This is a genomic window from Tildeniella sp. (assembly GCF_059505325.1).
This window is the reverse complement of the sequence record NZ_JCACKI010000015.1, coordinates 1-16065: the sequence shown is the minus strand read 5'-3', so window position 1 is coordinate 16065 and position 16065 is coordinate 1. Positions and strand designations below refer to the sequence as shown.

Sequence of the window (16065 nt, the reverse complement as noted above, 5' to 3'; positions counted from 1 at the left end):
AATGTTTTTTAGCCTAAAGCCGACAGAACTGCCGATCGCGTTCCATTTGCCGTTCTTGCCAGCCAAAGGAAAAATGACTGATCGATTGAATGGGTGGTGAGAGCGATCGCAACGCCCCCATTTGCGCCTCTAGTGAGGGTCGCTCGGTTGCTTGTTGCCATTGCCCTGTGATTACGGGCGCAACGATCGTGCCGACTGTCGCCTGACTCAGCACCTTTTGCACCTGCGCGTTGATGCAACTGGTATCGCCACACAGCCCGTATGCCATCGGATGCCACTCGATCGCGGTGGGAAAGCGATCCCATGCCTGCAAGCGAGAATCAAAGCCTTTGCCGATCGCTTGATTGGCTTCGGGAAAAAACGCCGCGCCGACTGCGATATCTTGCTGCTGCACGGGAGCGGCGGCTGTAGTGAGAAAATCGATCGGACCCTGCATAGCATGAGCCACTGCCAAATTCCACAGTTGGGACTGGATTGCCGTCAAACCTGTGGCTGATCCGGGCGATCGTCCCTGCCACAGCGGTTCCTTTTCAGTGGGATAGAGCTTGTTGACGGCTGCCAAATCGCTTGCTGTCACAGTTCCCTGTGCGACATAGCGGCGCATTAGCTCCAGCCCCTTTTGATTTTGGGCACGTTGAAACAGTGCTTGCTGCGAGGCATCGCCATAAATCCACAAGTCTTTGACCTTGCTGACGATCGAAGCTCCGCCAACGCCTTTGGGATAGCGAATATAGTCAAACAACACGCCATCGGGTCGTCGTCGCAGCACTGCTTGCAAAAGCTGAAGGTAATCAGTCTGAGCCTGGGCATTATATGGGTCAGCAAAAATTTCATCCTGCACGGTCAGATCCACACTGGTATCCTGGCTGACTTTCGTGCCCACTGCGAGGCTGGTGTCACCCTGCCCGTTACGTGCCAACACAGACTGGCGATCGGGTCGCACGGCATAGGTATAGCCAAAATTGAGGGCAAACATCCAGGCGTAAACCTTGAGACCGCGATCGTGCCCTTTCTGGATTACTTGCGCCAACAGGTCTGTTTGCTCGTAGCCCGGTGCTTGCACAACCGACGACCACGGGGTTGGGTTCGCGCTGGATGGTAGCAAGACCTGACCGTTAGAAAAGGTATCCACATAGATCTGGTTGTAGCCGCGATCGACGATGCGATCGAGCACCGCCTCCAGCACTCCAGGCTGGCTGTCACAAGGGTACAGACGCAACCAGATGCCCTCAGTCTTAAACTGGCTTTGGCTGCGGCATTGCGCTAACTGTTGCCCCTGCTGCGCCAGCACCGCTTGATAAGTTTTCTGAGCGGCGGCATCACCAGTCAAAGCTGCCTGAAGTACCGCTGTTTTTTGCTTGACTGCTGCTGCTGAAAGCTGACATTCGTCGATCGCCTGTGCAGAGCTAACCAAAAGCCAATGGCTGAGTAGACTGACGGTAAGGGCGATCGCCAGCAGGCTGATTAGAACACTTCTGCGACGGATCATGGCAAGGCAGATTGAGCTTTCAGATACGATGAAAACACAGTCTACACCCTGGCATGACACTAGTCCGGACGTTGCTGAAGTGTCATGTAACAACCGCCAGCTTACAACCAAACCTCTGTCGCTCTAGAGACTGCTTCTGCTCTCAGTTGTGATGAGGGACGATCGCACCGCCTCTTTCAGCAAGCAATTACGAGCGCTCGTTTACCGCTACAACGTCTGGCGTTTTTTCAACCACAGCGTCTTCAGCTAGATCGTCTTCAGCCACAGCGTCTTCAGGAATGATTTCTTCCGCCACAACCTCTTCCGCCACAACCTCTTCCGCCACAACTTCTTCCGCTGCTACTTCTTCCGCCGCAACTTCTTCCGCTACAACTTCTTCCGCCGCAACTTCGTCTGCTGCTACTTCTTCCGCCACAACTTCTTCCGCTGCAACTTCTTCTGCTGCAACTTCTTCTGCTGCAACTTCTTCAGTCACTGCTTCTTCAGCAATGATTTCTTCTGTCACCTCTGACAGTACTTCCTCAACTTCAGGCTCTGGTGGTTTGGGCTTTGTTGGTTTGGGTCCACGCATCAGCGCTGGGCTAAGCATTTGTCTTGGCTCTTCGTCGCGCCCTTTGCCTCTGCCTTTGCCCTTGCCTCTATCCTTCTCGGTGCCACGATCGCTCGTTTTGTCTTTGTCTTTGTCTTTATTGAGCGTTGGGCGATCGACGTTCCGCGTTGGCAACGCTTGGGCAACGCCTTCGCTGCGCTCACCGTTTAACGTTGGACGATCGACATTCCGTGTTGGCAATGCTTTCGCAACGGTCTCGCTGCTTTCGCCTTCGGGTTTCGCCTGACGTTCAGACTTCTTAATTGGACGCTCTACCATCACTAGAATCCCTTTCTACCTAACGCTATCCTAGCTTGCATGGGTCACAGCAGATGCCTTTTTCAACAATTGGGTGAAATCAGGCGACGCTCAGCGACAGCAATTCATCGGTCATCTCAAAATTTGCGGTCACGCTCTGCACATCATCCAGATCTTCGAGAGCATCCATGAGTTTGAGGAGCGATCGCGCCTGGTCGGGATCATTCACCTCTAGCGTATTGCCGGGAATCCAGCGCAATTCGACACGACTCACCCGATAGTTTTTCTCCTTCAGTATTTGGCTGAGCGGTTCTAAATTCGGCACCTCGGTCAGCGCTTCTGCAACCGTACCATCTTCGGTTTCAATCAGTTCATAGGTGTCTGCACCACCCTCCAGAAACGCCTCCAGCAGCTCATCTTCCTGAATTTGCACGGTCTCCGATCGACGCTTGCGTCCCGTTTCCACAGGCACAAGGGATACTTCTACAACCCCTTTTTGCTCAAACATCCAGCCCACACAGCCCGTTTCACCCAGGTTCCCACCGTTTTTGCTAAAAGCAACCCGCAAATCGGCTGCCGTCCGGTTGCGGTTGTCGGTCAGCGCTTCGATGAGAATCGCCACACCACCGGGACCGTAGCCTTCGTAACGAATCGCCTCCAGAGCGGCATTGTCGGCTCCCAGTTTGCCAGCCCCTTTCGCGATCGCTCGATCGATATTGTCGTTGGGAATGCCTGCTGCCTTTGCTTTGTCGATCGCCGTCCGCAGTTGAAAATTCCCCTCTGGATCAGGCACACCACTCCGCGCCGCCACAATAATTTCCCGCGAAATCTTGGTAAACACCTTGCCCTTCACCGCATCAACCCTGGCTTTCTGCCGCTTGATGTTTGCCCACTTACTATGTCCTGCCATGTCGCATCGATCGCACTAACGCCATTAACAGGATAGACAACGGAGGGGGGGAGTAGGGAGTGGGGAGTAGGGAGTGGGGAAGGTGAAGGCAGAAGGCTAAAGGCTAAAGGTTAAAAAGCTGACCGCTGATCGCTGATCGCTCAATCCACTCAAAACTCAAAACTCCCCCTTCATCCTTTCCCGCCCGTGAACGCTACACCTTGAATGAAGTAACGGTTGAAAAAGGCATAGACCGCTAGTGCGGGTAAGGTGAAAATCATGGAGGCTGCCATGATGTAATTCCAGTAGCTAATGTACTGACCTTTAAAGGCATTTAACCCGAGGGGCAGTGTGAACATTTCGGGATCAGAAAGAATCACTAGCGGCATGAGAAATTCATTCCAGGAACCCATAAAAATGAAGATAGTTTGAGCGGCTAAAGCGGGTTTGGCAAGGGGTAAAACAATTTGAAAAAAGGTGCCAAAACGACCCAGACCATCTAGCGCAGCGGCTTCTTCTAGCTCTTTTGGAAAGTTAATAAAAAACTGCCGCATCATAAAAATAAAGGTGGCATTAACCGCAGACGGCACAATTAAGCTTTGATAGGTATTGAGCCAACCAAGCGATTTTAGAATTAGAAACTTGGGTAAGAGGGTAACTTGTCCCGGTACCATAAGGACTGCCAGAATGAGAAAAAACCAGAATTGATTGCCTGGAAATTGAATTCTTGCCAGGGCGTAACCTGCCATTGAGTTAAAGAGCAGATTTAGCAATGTGACTGAGATGGCAGCGATCGCGCTATTCATTAACCAACGACCAAACAATGGCTCCTGCGTGAAAATTGTCTGATAATTCTTCAGCGTAAACTGCTCAGGTATTAGATTAAGCCCACCTGCTGCAATTTCAGCCAGCGATTTGAATGAAGCAGAAAAAGCCCAGGCAAACGGCAATAAAGTAATCAGCGTATAGGCAATTAAAACAACGTATAAAAAACTGGTTGACCAGCGAATCGGTTTCATTTTCGGCTCCTAGTCCAATCGTTCTTCCTTAAACAAAGTGCGCTGAATCAGTGTTGAAAGCATGAGAATGACTGCTAAGACTAACGTCAGCGCTAACGCATAACCCATATCTAAATTCTTAAAAGCGTATTGGTAGATTAGAAGGACGATCGTCAACGTCGAATCATTTGGACCACCAGAGCCTGCCGAGAAAATATAGGACTGATCAAAGAGTTGGAAGGTACCAATAATTCCCATTACGACGACAAAGAACGTAACGGGTTGTAAGAAAGGCAGTGTAATGTGCAGCAGTTTTTCCCAAATACTCGCGCCATCAAGTGTTGCTGCTTCGTACAAAGTCTCTGGAATATCCTGTAGCGCCGCTAAATAAATCACCATAAAAAGTGGCGCGGTTGACCAAATGTTCATGATCATAATGCCTTTCAGCGCTACATTTGGATCGCCCAACCAATTGTAAGTTGGCAAGTGTAGAAGACCCAATACACTGTTCAATAGTCCGTTTGAGTTGTAGATCCACATAAAAATCAGAGTTAATACCGCTGATGATGTGACAGTGGGCAGAAAAAACGCGACTCGAAACCAGGAACGACCCTTAATCTGACTATTGAGAATGAGAGCTAGTCCCAGTGCAAGAACAGTCTGGATCGGAACGACGATCGCCACATACTCAGCCGTATTTTTGAGCGCAATCCACACACGATCGTCTTGTGCAATCCGAGCGAAGTTTTTCAACCCTGTAAACTGATAGCTCACATCACCTAGTAGCTGTACTTTCTGGAATGCCAATACGACGGCATAGGCGATCGGCAGAATTAAAAAGACTCCAGCAATCAAAATGGTCGGAGCCATAAAGAGGTAACCTGTTACGTTCTCTTCTATAACCCGGTTTTTCCAGCGATCGTTAATCAGTCTATTCATAGATGTCCGTCTACCTTTAGACCTCCAATTTCTCAAAGAAATTGGAGGTCTGTTAGCAATGATTAATTCGCTAAATAAATCTCTCGATTGGCTGTATCTTGTGCTTTTTTCATCGCTTGCGGTAAAGGCTGCTCACCCAATAATGCACTGATAAATTGATTATTAAAATTCATGCGTATTGTTGGTAGATTTTCGCCTGCCTGCCAGATCGTTGCATAATTTGTTCCCCTTGCAAACGGTGCATAAAGAGGATTTTTGTTATAACTCAAACCTGCTAAAACCGATCGGCGGGTGGGCAGCGCTAACCCCTGCTTTGCCCAGGCTTTCATACCCTCAGTCCCAGTGAGATAAGCAATTAATTTCCAGGCAGCTTCTTTATGCTTTGCTTTGCGATTCATAACATATGCGACTGTGAATGCCATTGTGCCTTTTTTGCCATTAATTGTAGGCACTTCAGCTGTAGCAACATCAATCTTTGGAAACGTTTCTTTGAGATACGGCATCGCCCACGTGCCTTCAAGTGTCATCGCAACTTTTCCTTGACCCAATAGATCGCTACCCGATGTCGCACCGACATCAGTTGGTTGTACTGCTGTACGATCGCGCCGATACTGATCAACAACCAACTGCAAACCCTTTAAACTATGAGGCTCTGAAAAAGATGCATAACCATTTTGCTCAACTAATTTGCCATCGAATGCTTTAATGATAAAGACTTGACGCGCTAATTCTGGGGCAAGCCCAAAGCCATATTGATCGATCCTTCCATCTTGATTACGATCGATCGTTAATTTCTTAGAATCAATCAACAAGTCGTTCCATGTTTCAGGAGGTTTCGTTATACCAGCAGCAACAAAAGCTTTTTTGTTATAAATGAGTGCTAGTGTAGAAACGTCTTTTGGTAAACCATAAAGGTTACCGTTGCGCTTAAAAGCATTTAGCATTAGTGGCTCAAAATCAGCGAGGTTGAAGGCTGCTGTGATGTAAGCATCCAACGGTTCCAAGACATTATATTTCATCAACAAAGGAGCTTCAAGCGCATCTAGATAAAAAACATCGGGTGCAACGTCACCAATCAGGCGAGTCTTGATGACATCCATGTACTCACTGTTGATGACTTCGTACTTAATTTTAATAGTGGGATTCTTCGCCTCAAAATCCCGGATAACCCGCTTTAAAAGTTGGTTTTCATCGGGGCTGCTCTGCCAACCGCTCAATGTAACTGTAATCAGTGGTTCCGGTTGTTTTGAGTCATTTTGATTGAGTGAAGCTGCCCTTTGGTTTCGACAGCCTGTTAATGCGATCGCGGCAAAAATAAAACAACCTAATCCGATTTTTTTAAGATCTATATGCATGATTATCAGGCAGCGATCGCGTATTGAGAGCAGCTTCTTTCTAATCTATAGCGTGATGTTCTTGCTACGCGAGCAAAAAATATTTATTCCCTCTGTAGGGGCATTACAGCTAACGCCTCTACGTCATGCGTCGAAATATTGAGGGTCGCTGACTGTCTCAGCAATTCAGGTACGATCGCACTGACATCAGTTAGTGCAAAAAACGAGTGCTGATTAGCTACCAGAGGTAGGCAGAATGGAACAGACAGAAAAAGTTGCCTGGCTACGTGAAAATACCAGTCTAAATGCCCTTTCAGAGCAAGCTTTAGCGGCGATCGCAGCCGCTATTCAGGAAGAATCGGTACAGGAAAATCGTCGGCTTGTTCTGGAGGATACCTCCCCCGAGGCACTCTATATTCTTAAAGCAGGGCGACTGGAAAGCTACCGCAGCAGCGCAACAGGTCTTGCTAATGCAGTGAGCCTTTTGCCAGGAACCATTCTGCATCTCAAAGAATTGGCGTTAGACCAGCCCGTTGAAGCAACAGTCATTACCCTGAGTGATGGTGTGCTCTGGTCGATTCCCAAAGCTGACTTTTTGGCGATCGTGCAGCGGCATCCCGAAATTACCCAGACACTATCGCGCCAGTTAGCCAGCGAATTGGATCAGGTTTCAGCCCAACTGATCTATGAACGCGAGCGACAGACGGCACTACGTCCCTATCTAGTGCCTAAAGTACGACGAGGGATTGTGGGTTCTAGCCGCTATGCAACACGGCTACGTCAGGAAATTAAAAAGGCAGCAGACGATCGGCGATCGGTGCTGGTCTTCGGCGAACCGGGATTAGGTAAAGATAATGCGACTGCGCTGATTCATTTTGGCTCTCGCTACCGCCATGAGCCGATGCTTAAAATTGACTGCGATACCCTACAAACCAGCGGTTCAGAGCTGTTTGGGCGTGTGGGTGGTAAACCGGGACTAATTGACTGGCTGGGTGAGGGCACCTTGCTGCTCAACAATGTTCAGGAGTTGACACCGGACTTACAGAACAAACTGGTACGGCTCCTGGAAACCGGAGAGTATGACCTCGTTAAACGCGAGGGTGAACCGTCTGCACCGTCCCGCCAATGTCAGGCACGTATCGTAATGACATCCGAAAAGGTTCTGCCAGCACTAGAGCGAAAAGGGCTAGTGGGGCATATTATCCGAGTCCCGCCGTTACGAGTACGAAAAGCCGATACTTTATCGCAGGTAGAGTATTATCTAAGCTTGTTTTGTCGCGCTAGAGGGCTGGCTAAACCCAAGGTAACGCCAGAGGCACTGCGTCGGCTTCAGGGCTACGACTTTCCTGGTAATTTAACTGAGCTAGAAAATCTGGTAGAGCGGGCAGTACTGCAATCGGATGGTGCCTCAGAACTCACTGAAGAAGTATTTTGGTCAGTGAGTGTGAAAACCAGGCGGTTTCGCGTCAATTTACTCAATTCTTCACCCCAATTACGCCAGTTTTTGCGGAGTCCCTGGTATCCCGATCGCATCAACTATGGCTTCACGCTCGGCTTTTTTGCCGTCGTCGTCGCCGTACTGATGTTGGGACCGCAGAGCCGTCATGACAACATCGCGCTCAATCTATTTTGGGCATGGTGGTGGACTCTGATTCTCCTGGCATTCCCATTCATTGGACGGCTCTGGTGCTCGGTTTGCCCGTTCATGATCTATGGCGAGTTAGCCCAGAAAATCTCGCTCTGGCTCTATCCCCGACAACTGCTGCCCTGGCCCCGACAGCAAGCCGAAAAATGGGGCGGATGGTTTTTGTTCGGCATGTTTACCTTGATTTTGCTGTGGGAAGAACTTTGGAACTTAGAGGACACCGCTTATCTATCCGGTTGCTTGCTGCTGCTGATCACGGCAGGTGCAGTCATCTTCTCGCTGTTGTTTGAACGTCGCTTTTGGTGCCGTTACCTCTGCCCGATCGGCGGCATGAATGGGCTGTTTGCTAAACTGTCGATGGTCGAACTCCGGGCACAGCAGGGCATTTGTTCCGCTACGTGTACAACCTATCAGTGCTACAAAGGCGGACCTCAGAAAGGGGAAGGTCTGGAAACAGGCGGTTGTCCACTCTATTCTCACCCGGCTCAGCTTGAGGATAACCGCGATTGTGTGCTTTGCATGACCTGTCTCAAAGCCTGTCCTCATCGATCGGTTGAGCTAAACCTGCGACCACCCGGCATTGAATTATGGACAACGCACACGCCGACCTACGCTGAAATTTGCCTGCTCTTCTTGCTTTTCGGAGGCGTATTTCTGCATCGGTTGCCTGAAATTGAGGCGCAGTTTGGTTGGCAATTACACCTGAACAATTTTGGCATTCATGCGGGCGTTTCACTATTGGCGTTGCTGCTACCCAGCACGATCGCCCTTCTTGCTCATGCTACCATCCGGCTATTCCAGCGCAGCTACAAACCCCGCCCGTTTTTGGAACTAGCGTATGGCTACCTGCCCCTCGTCTTAGGCGCAAGTCTGGCACACTACTTACGTCTAGGACTCACTGAAGCAGGACAGGTTATTCCCGTCAGCTTTGCGACCGTTGGCTTAGGGACAGCTAATTTACCGATCGCCGTTGCTGATCCTGCTGTCATTGCCTTTTTACAAAGCGTTACCTTGATTTTCTCCTTCTGGCTCAGCGTTATTCTGACCCAAAAAATTGCCCGTCAGTCGCTTGTGAAACTGCTGCCACAACATCTGTCAATGTTAGCGATCGGCTCTCTTTTGTGGAAAGTCATTGTGGGTTGGTAAGTCAATCACTAGCTTCACTACAGCGATCCTAAATGAATCGTGAGGAGCAGTATAGATACCAGCTCTTAGAGTGTGTTTGTAAACAAATATTGCAAGCTGCAGCCAAGTTCATGCAGATTTTGCAGGATTAGCCCTATCACCCAGATTCAGCTTGAAGCCATGCTAGAACGCAAGCAATAGGCTTTGTTGCATGATTAGCAAAATGATCAGGTTCGCCTTGAGATTGCCCTGATATTAAAGTTCCAAACTTCCCTCAGTCTACTTGCCTAACCCTGACTATTAAACCAAGGGCTGTAGGCAGTGCCCTCACAGGTAACTTAGAGCAGCCTAACGACCCCGTTCACCCGCCGCTAGTAAACTCTCGGATTCACCAGCCAATTTGACGCGGTCGGTGTGCAACGGGATTGTTATGCCGTGGTTTAGCGCCGCAGTGCTTTCAGTCCAAGATTTGGAAATAACTGACTGGCAACCGCAAACTGTACCCAAGCAGTTGCCAAGGTTTCTAAAGAACGAGCCACAATTAACATTCCCGCGTCAATGGCTTCATACTCACAGTCCTCGATGAGTTGAGCAACCGTCTTCTTAGCCTCTGAATCATCGCCACAATAGAAAATGCTGGGGCGATCGCCCTCAAAATCCCTTGATTCTGAAGCAATAATGTCTGCAAAGGTGATGTTGAATGCCTCAACAACGGCTGCATTCGGCGCAAGCTGTTGCACCCTCTCAGCAATAGAAGCTTCTAAGTTTGTCGCCAGTCCAATCGTCTGCCCCGTAAAGTCCGGTTGTAATCCGCTGACGCAAGTGATCACGATTTTGCCATCCAGATAACCGACCGCAGACATCACCTCTTCCAATGCCAAAACTCCCACCGCCAGCATAACGACCTGGCTTTTTGCTAGCGCTTCCTTCGTATCGCCAACGGTCGCCTGGTTGCCTGCTAAAACTGCAAGCTGTTGCAGCTTATCTGGGTTTCTGGAATAGGAGAAAATAACCTCATGCCCAGCTTTTGCCCAAAGTCTGCCTAAACCGCCACCCATGTTCCCTGAACCGACGATCGCAATTTTCATTGAAAACCTATACTGCTGACTACTGAGTTGAACTGGGTAACATGGTCGCCACTGCTTTTTCAAGTGCCTTAGGATCGCTAAGCAATTGCGCTGCCATTTGTTTCGCCTGTTCTCCAGGATAAACGTCCTCAACACTATCGATCACAGCTTGTAGAGCATCGCCAACAACTGCTTCCGGCGACACTTTCGGGTCAGGATAGGATTTACCCATGCCGATATCAATGGTTGCAGGCAAGACCGCAATCACCAATGTTCCTTGGGCTGCCAACTCTGCGCGCACGCCCTGAGTTAGCGATAGGGTTGCGGCTTTGGATGCGCTGTAGCTGCCATTGAAGGGAAGATTGACTCGCGCGACCATTGATACCATATTGACAATTGCGCCACCGCCATTGTGCTTCAATACGGGTGCAAAAGCACGACACATCATCAAGGTTCCAAAGTAGTTAACGTCTATCTCCATACGGGCTTGAGACAAATTAGGCGCAGCGATCAAGCCCTGATTAAATCCAACTCCGGCATTGTTGATCAGCAGGGTTACGTCTTGGCATTGAGCGGCTGCCTGATTGACAGATTGTTCGTCTGTAATATCGAGGGCAATGGGAATAACGATATCGGAATGGTCTGCTACTAGTGATTCCAATGCTTTGGGGTTGCGGGCACCCGCATAAATTTTGGTGACACCTTGCGATCGCAACGCTTCAACAAAATATTGACCCAATCCCCCATTGGCTCCGGTTACAAGAGCAATTGAATTGGCAACGTCCATAATTTCTCCTAATTAATCGATCAAATGCCCACAAAACGCTGCCATTATACCGTCAGCATAGTAAATGTTACGCGCTTGCTTTCAAGAGATGGGCTTGGATAAGTCTCAATCTGGTTTTACGCTACGGTAAGTAAACTTCCATCCAGCACTTGTTTTCTTCAACTTTTCATGGATTCTTGCAGAGCCAAGAAAACCGCCTGTACTGGCGTTGATGATGTAGAGATAAGCAATGATTTCGGCGCGATCGCCATTCACATGGACAATAGGATTGTGAACATAATGGCGTGTTCCACCATTAGCAGATGTTTGAGCATAAAACCCGTTAAACCAGGATTTGTAGGACTCCAGGCTATCCGCAGAACCAAAGGGTGTTTCAATGAGCACCTCATCGCTCCAGGTCTGAATGTTCTGTTCCAGGTCCCCAGCATCAAATGTTTGCTCTGCAATGTAAAGCGTTGTCAAAATATCAATCCGTTCGTCCATTGGTTAATCTCCTGTACTCCTAACTAATTCAAAAGCCCACAAAATGCCACCATTCAAGTGAATGGTCTGTCCGTTGCCCATCGTGCATCCTCAGAAGCTAGGAAAGTACAGGCGGCGCAAGTATTGGTGCAAGTTCTGGATCGGGCAACATGGGTAAAGGCTCTTCAGAAGTAGGCATGTCTAGATTCTGCGTGTACATCACTTGATAGAGTTGGGGGTCTGCCTTAACAACAAGCCCCTGAAGACGCTTTAAATGGTCGGCAAACTCAGGGCTATTCCGCATGGCAACATAATCTTTTACTGATGCAAAATTAGCGTAGTTCGCAGCTCGTGTCCGATCGGGGCTAATGTGTAAATTAGCTGTATAACTGCCTGGAAATTGACCTTTCAATCTCTTATACTCGGCAACTTGAGTAGACACAAACTGCTCAGTTTTTTCAGGATCGAGTGTAAATATGTTGATCAGAACAATCCCATCGCCGACTCGGATAGGATTGACCGGGAATCCATTTTCTAGTTGCAGGTTATCCATAAATCTATTCCGTTAATTTGGGTTAGATGATTGATGGGCTGAACGCTTTGCCTCAGGAGGATAAAGCCAAGGCTTAAACAATCGCGTTACCTGAGGCATGATGACCCAAGTCATCAACGGCATCATAATGGCAATGCTTACAAGTGTTGCTAACCACGCAGGGAGTCCATTTGTGATGGGTTTCAGCAGAATCGGCATCAGAGAAATGACTGGATAGATACCGATCGCGCTAACAATTGCGGTTTTCCATTTAGGGGGTGGGAATGCATTTGGCACTTCCGGCAGCGCGAACCATGCTTCTAACCCATTGACCCGCAAAACTTTTGGATCACCGATGGTGAGTGCATCTGCCCTCGCAATCCAGCCCTGACAAATGGGAGATTTTTCCCACTCTTGCAAATGAACAAGAGTGTCGAAGCGCAAGATCAGTTGCCATGCACCACGCTTCGTTGTGGGGTATAAAACTTCACCTCCTGCATAGCCCGGAAAGGTACTAGCTACAAAGATGACACCTCGCACTGCCTCTTCAAATACAGACTCAGATCCCGGCTGAACGTGCCGAGTAATCGCTACGACTCCAGCAGGAGACCGCATAATTGCCTCCTGAATCTAAAGATTTGAACTATACCAAGGTATACTGTTACTAGCTTTTTGGAAAGTACTTACTAAAAAGTAAGTATTTCTGGATTCGCTAGTGAGTGATTGTTATGAAATCAGAACAACCTGATGGCACACCATTCGTGCAAACTACGTTGAAAGTCCTGGGTGGTAAATGGAAGCTCCTAATCCTGTGGCATCTGAGGGATAAGGCAAAAAGATACAGCGAATTGAAGCGGTTAATGCCTGAAATTACTGAAAAAATGATGATCCAGCAACTGCGCGAACTAGAAAGTGATGGCATTGTTAGTCGCAATATGCTTGCTGAGATGCCTCCAAAAGTTGAGTATGCTTTCACAGACTATGGCAAAACGATTATTCCTGTTTTGAAGCCGCTGTGTGATTGGGGACAGGAACACCTTAAACGCATGAACGCGGATGGAATAGATTGATTTTGTGGAAGTTGCCTTGATTTTCCTTATTGCCAACATTGTGACCCTAATGGCTTGAGCAATACCAGCCTTAAAAGTCAAAAGTCGGCATAACGACTCGGTTCAGCGGCAGCAAGGAACCTGAACTTAGCATCAGGGCTTTCGGATGTCCGCTGCAACCGACTGGTTATGCTGCCGCATGCGTCAAATCTAACACCCGCTAAACAATGACTTCATTTCGTTTGCTATTTTTTCAAGTTGTCCAGCTTCGATCTCTACATTGAACTTTGCAGACCATAACTCAGGAGCATCACGTCCTACCAACTCGACTGCAAGTGCAATGTGTCCTAATTTGTCTGAAGTGCAAGAGAGACTAAAATCTGCCTCAATAGCAGCCCAGGTTTTCGTCCCTTCCCAACCTGTTCAGTTTTCTGCCATCTCCATAAACAAGCTAACTAACCGCTCACAGTCTCCGGTGTAAAACCAAACTCGATGTGACGCACTCAGAGACGCGCTTGAAAACGTGACTGTACAGTATTCATTTCCAACTTCTGAAAATTCCAGCTTTGCCCCTGTATTTGCAGACTTGATTGTTACTTTGGACATTGCATTCTAAATACGAAAACGAACGACGATCGCCCTGCCAATAACTAAATACGCTGCTTCACTGACAAGCTCAAGGTTACTAAAGTCTGAATGCTAACAGATCACCTTGTGGTTGCTGTCCCTACCGAGAACTCGCGGCATAACGTCACTGTTCAGCGGTTGCAGGTGGACTTCGCTACTCCACAAACAGAACCCGACAATCCGTTGCAACAGCGGTGTTAGCTGAGAGACGCACCGACTACCTTTGCTGATTTTAACTTTACCACCCCACTAACCGAACTCAAACCACTGCGCAGTGCTTTACCACACCACAAACCCTCTCAAACGACGATCTTAACCCATCAACGACGCGGCGCTTTGCCACTGTGTGAATGCCTCTGTGAACGAGTGGAAGGACTGTTTGCGAAACCAGCTAACGACTAAGATAAGCGGCGGCAGATAACCTTAGCATCACTGCCAAGATTTCCCGCCGTCCGCTTCATCGACTTGTTATACTGCGTTTTTGCGTAAGGGTTTCAGCGGCTTCGGGGGGCTTTAATGAACTTCATGGGTCATGCGTAACAATCTCTTAAGAATCTGTTTACGGAGTGTTTGACTAGGGGCAATCTCAAACATCTCCGTTGCCCACAACCCCTCTGCTGCCAGGTATACGATACTGGCTTGCGTTGGGTCAAGCCCACAGTTGTATAGGTTATGTTGCCATTTGCTGATTTGGGTATCGATCTGTTTTACGGTTTCTTGATTGAGCGATATTGAAACTGCTGCGAATAAGCTCGAACCAAGAGCAAGGGGAAGCTGGCTGCTGTTAAATGTTGCACGGACATAGGCGCGTAGCCATTTTCCAGGCTCGTCTCCCTTCTCCTTCGCCAGCTCAGACTCAATTGCCGCATTAAAATCATCAATAAGATGCTGAATGACTCCCGTAATAAGAGCTTCTTTATTGGGGAAGTGGTAGAGCAAGCCACCTTTACTTACTTCGGCTGCCTGAGCCACTGCATCCAGCGTCAGAGCCTCATTGCCTTGGTTGACTAAGATATCGATCGCGCACTGAATCAGGCGATCGCGGGTTTCAGAACGTTTCTTACCGGATGAGCTAGAGGCTTTTTCGGCAACCTTAGCAGTTTTGACAGTTTTCATAAGTTTCTTTAAGGTTCTAGCCTAACGCCCCTGATTCAAAGCGAATCATTTCTTTGATTATACCGTCCAGACCGTCCAGCAGCTAAAATAAAAAACCGTCCAATCAGTACACTTTTCTACTTGACACTATACCGTCTGGATGGTGTAGTATTGAATTGTTAAGCTCAAGCCAATTCAGGGAAAATGTACACGAATCAAGACGCGCAAGCCTCAAACGCCCTAAAACACTTGGCGCGGTTGAGTGATTTCATTTTTGCATTAGCAATGGCGTTAACCTTCTGGCGGTTTGACTTGCCAGAGAATGCCGAAGTGCTAACGAAGGTAGAAATCAATCAGTTTTTAGTGGGTCAACTTAAGCCTTTGGGCGCTTATCTCATTACATTTGTGCTTGTGGCAGTGTATTGGATCGCTCATACCCAACAGTTTTCCTACTATAAACGCACGAATGAGGCACATTTATGGATTTACACACTGTATCTGATGTGTTTGTTTCTTGTGCCGTACTCGAATGAATTGGCGCTGGTCTTTTCAGGCAATTCCTTTGCCAAAATCTGTTTTGCAGTCAACATTGCGTTGATTGGCTTTCTATCGTTTGTTAGCTGGAACTATGCAACGCATCAGCATCGCTTAGTTGATGAAAATCTTGACTCTCAGACAATTGCAGCAATGAAGGTTAAAGCCTTAATTGAGCCAATCTGTGCGTTGGTAGCTATTGGAATTGCCATGTTTGCACCTGCCTGGTCAGATCTAGCTTGGCTGCTATTTCCCTTGGCGTATTTCACGCTGAGGAAATTATTAGCAATGCCACAGGAGTTAAACAAGGTGACTCAACCTAGCTAGTAATTTTTCATTCGATCGACAAGTTCTTCAAGAATCAATATTGATTAGGAGATTCACCCAATGGAAACACTTAACGCATCCACAGTAGCCCACTCAGAAGATTTTCAAGCGGATCTGATGGCTGCCATTTTGAACACATTTCAGATGGATGGTGAGGCAGATCTTGAACATGCAGACAATTTTGATGAGATTAATGCAAGGTTCTCAGAGCTAGCCAATTGTTTAGTCAAAGCCCCTGCATACCAACTTGCAGTTGATGAATTAGGTAGTGCTACACAAGTAATGATGCATTGTAGTGATGGATGAAGTACCAAATGGC

18 protein-coding genes and 1 pseudogene are annotated in these 16065 nt (G+C 48.1%); 5 read left to right on the top strand and 14 right to left on the bottom strand.

Features of this window, described 5'->3' with window-relative positions; translation table 11 throughout:
- Window positions 1–13 precede the first annotated feature (13 nt).
- The 6 genes from AC5JO6_RS06235 to AC5JO6_RS06210 form a co-directional block, all read right to left on the bottom strand.
- A complete protein-coding gene (locus tag AC5JO6_RS06235) occupies window positions 14–1489 on the bottom strand; it encodes a family 10 glycosylhydrolase (protein WP_496080185.1) in 1476 nt (491 codons plus the stop codon).
- A gap of 187 nt (window positions 1490–1676) precedes the next feature.
- Entirely contained in the window at window positions 1677–2357 is a 681-nt protein-coding gene (locus tag AC5JO6_RS06230) for a hypothetical protein (protein ID WP_496080184.1), read from the bottom strand.
- 79 nt (window positions 2358–2436) lie between these two features.
- Window positions 2437–3246 carry a YebC/PmpR family DNA-binding transcriptional regulator gene (locus AC5JO6_RS06225; RefSeq protein WP_496080183.1) on the bottom strand — a complete coding sequence of 270 codons (810 nt, stop codon included), beginning with the start codon at window positions 3244–3246 and terminating at the stop codon, window positions 2437–2439.
- Window positions 3247–3416: 170 nt separating this feature from the next.
- Window positions 3417–4244: a carbohydrate ABC transporter permease gene (locus AC5JO6_RS06220; protein WP_496080182.1), complete on the bottom strand. Its 828-nt coding sequence runs from the start codon at window positions 4242–4244 to the stop codon at window positions 3417–3419.
- A 9-nt stretch (window positions 4245–4253) separates the two neighbouring features.
- Window positions 4254–5162, bottom strand: coding sequence for a carbohydrate ABC transporter permease (locus AC5JO6_RS06215; protein WP_496080181.1), 909 nt, complete (start codon window positions 5160–5162; stop codon window positions 4254–4256).
- Between the two features lie 62 nt (window positions 5163–5224).
- Window positions 5225–6517, bottom strand: coding sequence for an ABC transporter substrate-binding protein (locus AC5JO6_RS06210; protein WP_496080180.1), 1293 nt, complete (start codon window positions 6515–6517; stop codon window positions 5225–5227).
- Between the two features lie 235 nt (window positions 6518–6752).
- On the opposite strand from AC5JO6_RS06210, the gene AC5JO6_RS06205 reads away from it, so the two are divergent.
- Window positions 6753–9287, top strand: coding sequence for a sigma 54-interacting transcriptional regulator (locus AC5JO6_RS06205; protein ID WP_496080179.1), 2535 nt, complete (start codon window positions 6753–6755; stop codon window positions 9285–9287).
- 419 nt (window positions 9288–9706) lie between these two features.
- Here AC5JO6_RS06205 and AC5JO6_RS06200 read toward each other — a convergent pair whose 3' ends face one another.
- From AC5JO6_RS06200 to AC5JO6_RS06180, 5 genes are all read right to left on the bottom strand, one after another.
- A complete protein-coding gene (locus AC5JO6_RS06200) occupies window positions 9707–10354 on the bottom strand; it encodes an NADPH-dependent F420 reductase (protein WP_496080178.1) in 648 nt (215 codons plus the stop codon).
- A gap of 19 nt (window positions 10355–10373) precedes the next feature.
- Entirely contained in the window at window positions 10374–11120 is a 747-nt protein-coding gene (locus AC5JO6_RS06195) for an SDR family oxidoreductase (RefSeq protein ID WP_496080177.1), read from the bottom strand.
- A gap of 105 nt (window positions 11121–11225) precedes the next feature.
- Window positions 11226–11603, bottom strand: a complete 378-nt coding sequence (locus AC5JO6_RS06190; protein WP_496080176.1) for a nuclear transport factor 2 family protein — start codon at window positions 11601–11603, stop codon at window positions 11226–11228.
- Between the two features lie 97 nt (window positions 11604–11700).
- Window positions 11701–12135 carry a putative quinol monooxygenase gene (locus AC5JO6_RS06185; protein WP_496080175.1) on the bottom strand — a complete coding sequence of 145 codons (435 nt, stop codon included), beginning with the start codon at window positions 12133–12135 and terminating at the stop codon, window positions 11701–11703.
- Between the two features lie 12 nt (window positions 12136–12147).
- Window positions 12148–12729, bottom strand: coding sequence for an antibiotic biosynthesis monooxygenase (locus AC5JO6_RS06180; protein ID WP_496080174.1), 582 nt, complete (start codon window positions 12727–12729; stop codon window positions 12148–12150).
- Window positions 12730–12842: 113 nt separating this feature from the next.
- On the opposite strand from AC5JO6_RS06180, the gene AC5JO6_RS06175 reads away from it, so the two are divergent.
- A complete protein-coding gene (locus tag AC5JO6_RS06175) occupies window positions 12843–13184 on the top strand; it encodes a winged helix-turn-helix transcriptional regulator (RefSeq protein ID WP_496080173.1) in 342 nt (113 codons plus the stop codon).
- 189 nt (window positions 13185–13373) lie between these two features.
- On the opposite strand, the pseudogene AC5JO6_RS06170 reads toward AC5JO6_RS06175, so the two are convergent.
- A pseudogene (locus AC5JO6_RS06170) lies at window positions 13374–13574 on the bottom strand (DUF6228 family protein); the annotation flags it as partial.
- 12 nt (window positions 13575–13586) lie between these two features.
- Window positions 13587–13769: a hypothetical protein gene (locus tag AC5JO6_RS06165; RefSeq protein ID WP_496080172.1), complete on the bottom strand. Its 183-nt coding sequence runs from the start codon at window positions 13767–13769 to the stop codon at window positions 13587–13589.
- 90 nt (window positions 13770–13859) lie between these two features.
- Between AC5JO6_RS06165 and AC5JO6_RS06160 the strand changes: the two genes are divergently transcribed.
- A complete protein-coding gene (locus AC5JO6_RS06160) occupies window positions 13860–13991 on the top strand; it encodes a hypothetical protein (RefSeq protein ID WP_496080171.1) in 132 nt (43 codons plus the stop codon).
- A 312-nt stretch (window positions 13992–14303) separates the two neighbouring features.
- Here AC5JO6_RS06160 and AC5JO6_RS06155 read toward each other — a convergent pair whose 3' ends face one another.
- The gene (locus AC5JO6_RS06155) at window positions 14304–14906 is read right to left on the bottom strand and encodes a TetR/AcrR family transcriptional regulator (protein ID WP_496080170.1); all 603 of its coding nucleotides are present in this window, start codon (window positions 14904–14906) and stop codon (window positions 14304–14306) included.
- Between the two features lie 183 nt (window positions 14907–15089).
- Here AC5JO6_RS06155 and AC5JO6_RS06150 point away from each other — a divergent pair, with 183 nt between their 5' ends.
- Together AC5JO6_RS06150 and AC5JO6_RS06145 are read left to right on the top strand one after the other, a co-directional pair.
- Window positions 15090–15746 (top strand): TMEM175 family protein, encoded by a 657-nt coding sequence (locus tag AC5JO6_RS06150; RefSeq protein WP_496080169.1) that lies wholly within the window; start codon window positions 15090–15092, stop codon window positions 15744–15746.
- 60 nt (window positions 15747–15806) lie between these two features.
- Window positions 15807–16052, top strand: a complete 246-nt coding sequence (locus AC5JO6_RS06145) for a hypothetical protein (RefSeq protein WP_496080168.1) — start codon at window positions 15807–15809, stop codon at window positions 16050–16052.
- Window positions 16053–16065 lie beyond the last annotated feature (13 nt).

Coding starts and splice junctions, on each gene's coding strand:
- AC5JO6_RS06235 (WP_496080185.1), bottom strand. CDS start 1,489: ATGATCCGTCGCAGAAGTGTTCTAATCAGCCTGCTGGCGATCGCCCTT.
- AC5JO6_RS06230 (WP_496080184.1), bottom strand. CDS start 2,357: ATGGTAGAGCGTCCAATTAAGAAGTCTGAACGTCAGGCGAAACCCGAA.
- AC5JO6_RS06225 (WP_496080183.1), bottom strand. CDS start 3,246: ATGGCAGGACATAGTAAGTGGGCAAACATCAAGCGGCAGAAAGCCAGG.
- AC5JO6_RS06220 (WP_496080182.1), bottom strand. CDS start 4,244: ATGAAACCGATTCGCTGGTCAACCAGTTTTTTATACGTTGTTTTAATT.
- AC5JO6_RS06215 (WP_496080181.1), bottom strand. CDS start 5,162: ATGAATAGACTGATTAACGATCGCTGGAAAAACCGGGTTATAGAAGAG.
- AC5JO6_RS06210 (WP_496080180.1), bottom strand. CDS start 6,517: ATGCATATAGATCTTAAAAAAATCGGATTAGGTTGTTTTATTTTTGCC.
- AC5JO6_RS06205 (WP_496080179.1), top strand. CDS start 6,753: ATGGAACAGACAGAAAAAGTTGCCTGGCTACGTGAAAATACCAGTCTA.
- AC5JO6_RS06200 (WP_496080178.1), bottom strand. CDS start 10,354: ATGAAAATTGCGATCGTCGGTTCAGGGAACATGGGTGGCGGTTTAGGC.
- AC5JO6_RS06195 (WP_496080177.1), bottom strand. CDS start 11,120: ATGGACGTTGCCAATTCAATTGCTCTTGTAACCGGAGCCAATGGGGGA.
- AC5JO6_RS06190 (WP_496080176.1), bottom strand. CDS start 11,603: ATGGACGAACGGATTGATATTTTGACAACGCTTTACATTGCAGAGCAA.
- AC5JO6_RS06185 (WP_496080175.1), bottom strand. CDS start 12,135: ATGGATAACCTGCAACTAGAAAATGGATTCCCGGTCAATCCTATCCGA.
- AC5JO6_RS06180 (WP_496080174.1), bottom strand. CDS start 12,729: ATGCGGTCTCCTGCTGGAGTCGTAGCGATTACTCGGCACGTTCAGCCG.
- AC5JO6_RS06175 (WP_496080173.1), top strand. CDS start 12,843: ATGAAATCAGAACAACCTGATGGCACACCATTCGTGCAAACTACGTTG.
- AC5JO6_RS06165 (WP_496080172.1), bottom strand. CDS start 13,769: ATGTCCAAAGTAACAATCAAGTCTGCAAATACAGGGGCAAAGCTGGAA.
- AC5JO6_RS06160 (WP_496080171.1), top strand. CDS start 13,860: ATGCTAACAGATCACCTTGTGGTTGCTGTCCCTACCGAGAACTCGCGG.
- AC5JO6_RS06155 (WP_496080170.1), bottom strand. CDS start 14,906: ATGAAAACTGTCAAAACTGCTAAGGTTGCCGAAAAAGCCTCTAGCTCA.
- AC5JO6_RS06150 (WP_496080169.1), top strand. CDS start 15,090: ATGTACACGAATCAAGACGCGCAAGCCTCAAACGCCCTAAAACACTTG.
- AC5JO6_RS06145 (WP_496080168.1), top strand. CDS start 15,807: ATGGAAACACTTAACGCATCCACAGTAGCCCACTCAGAAGATTTTCAA.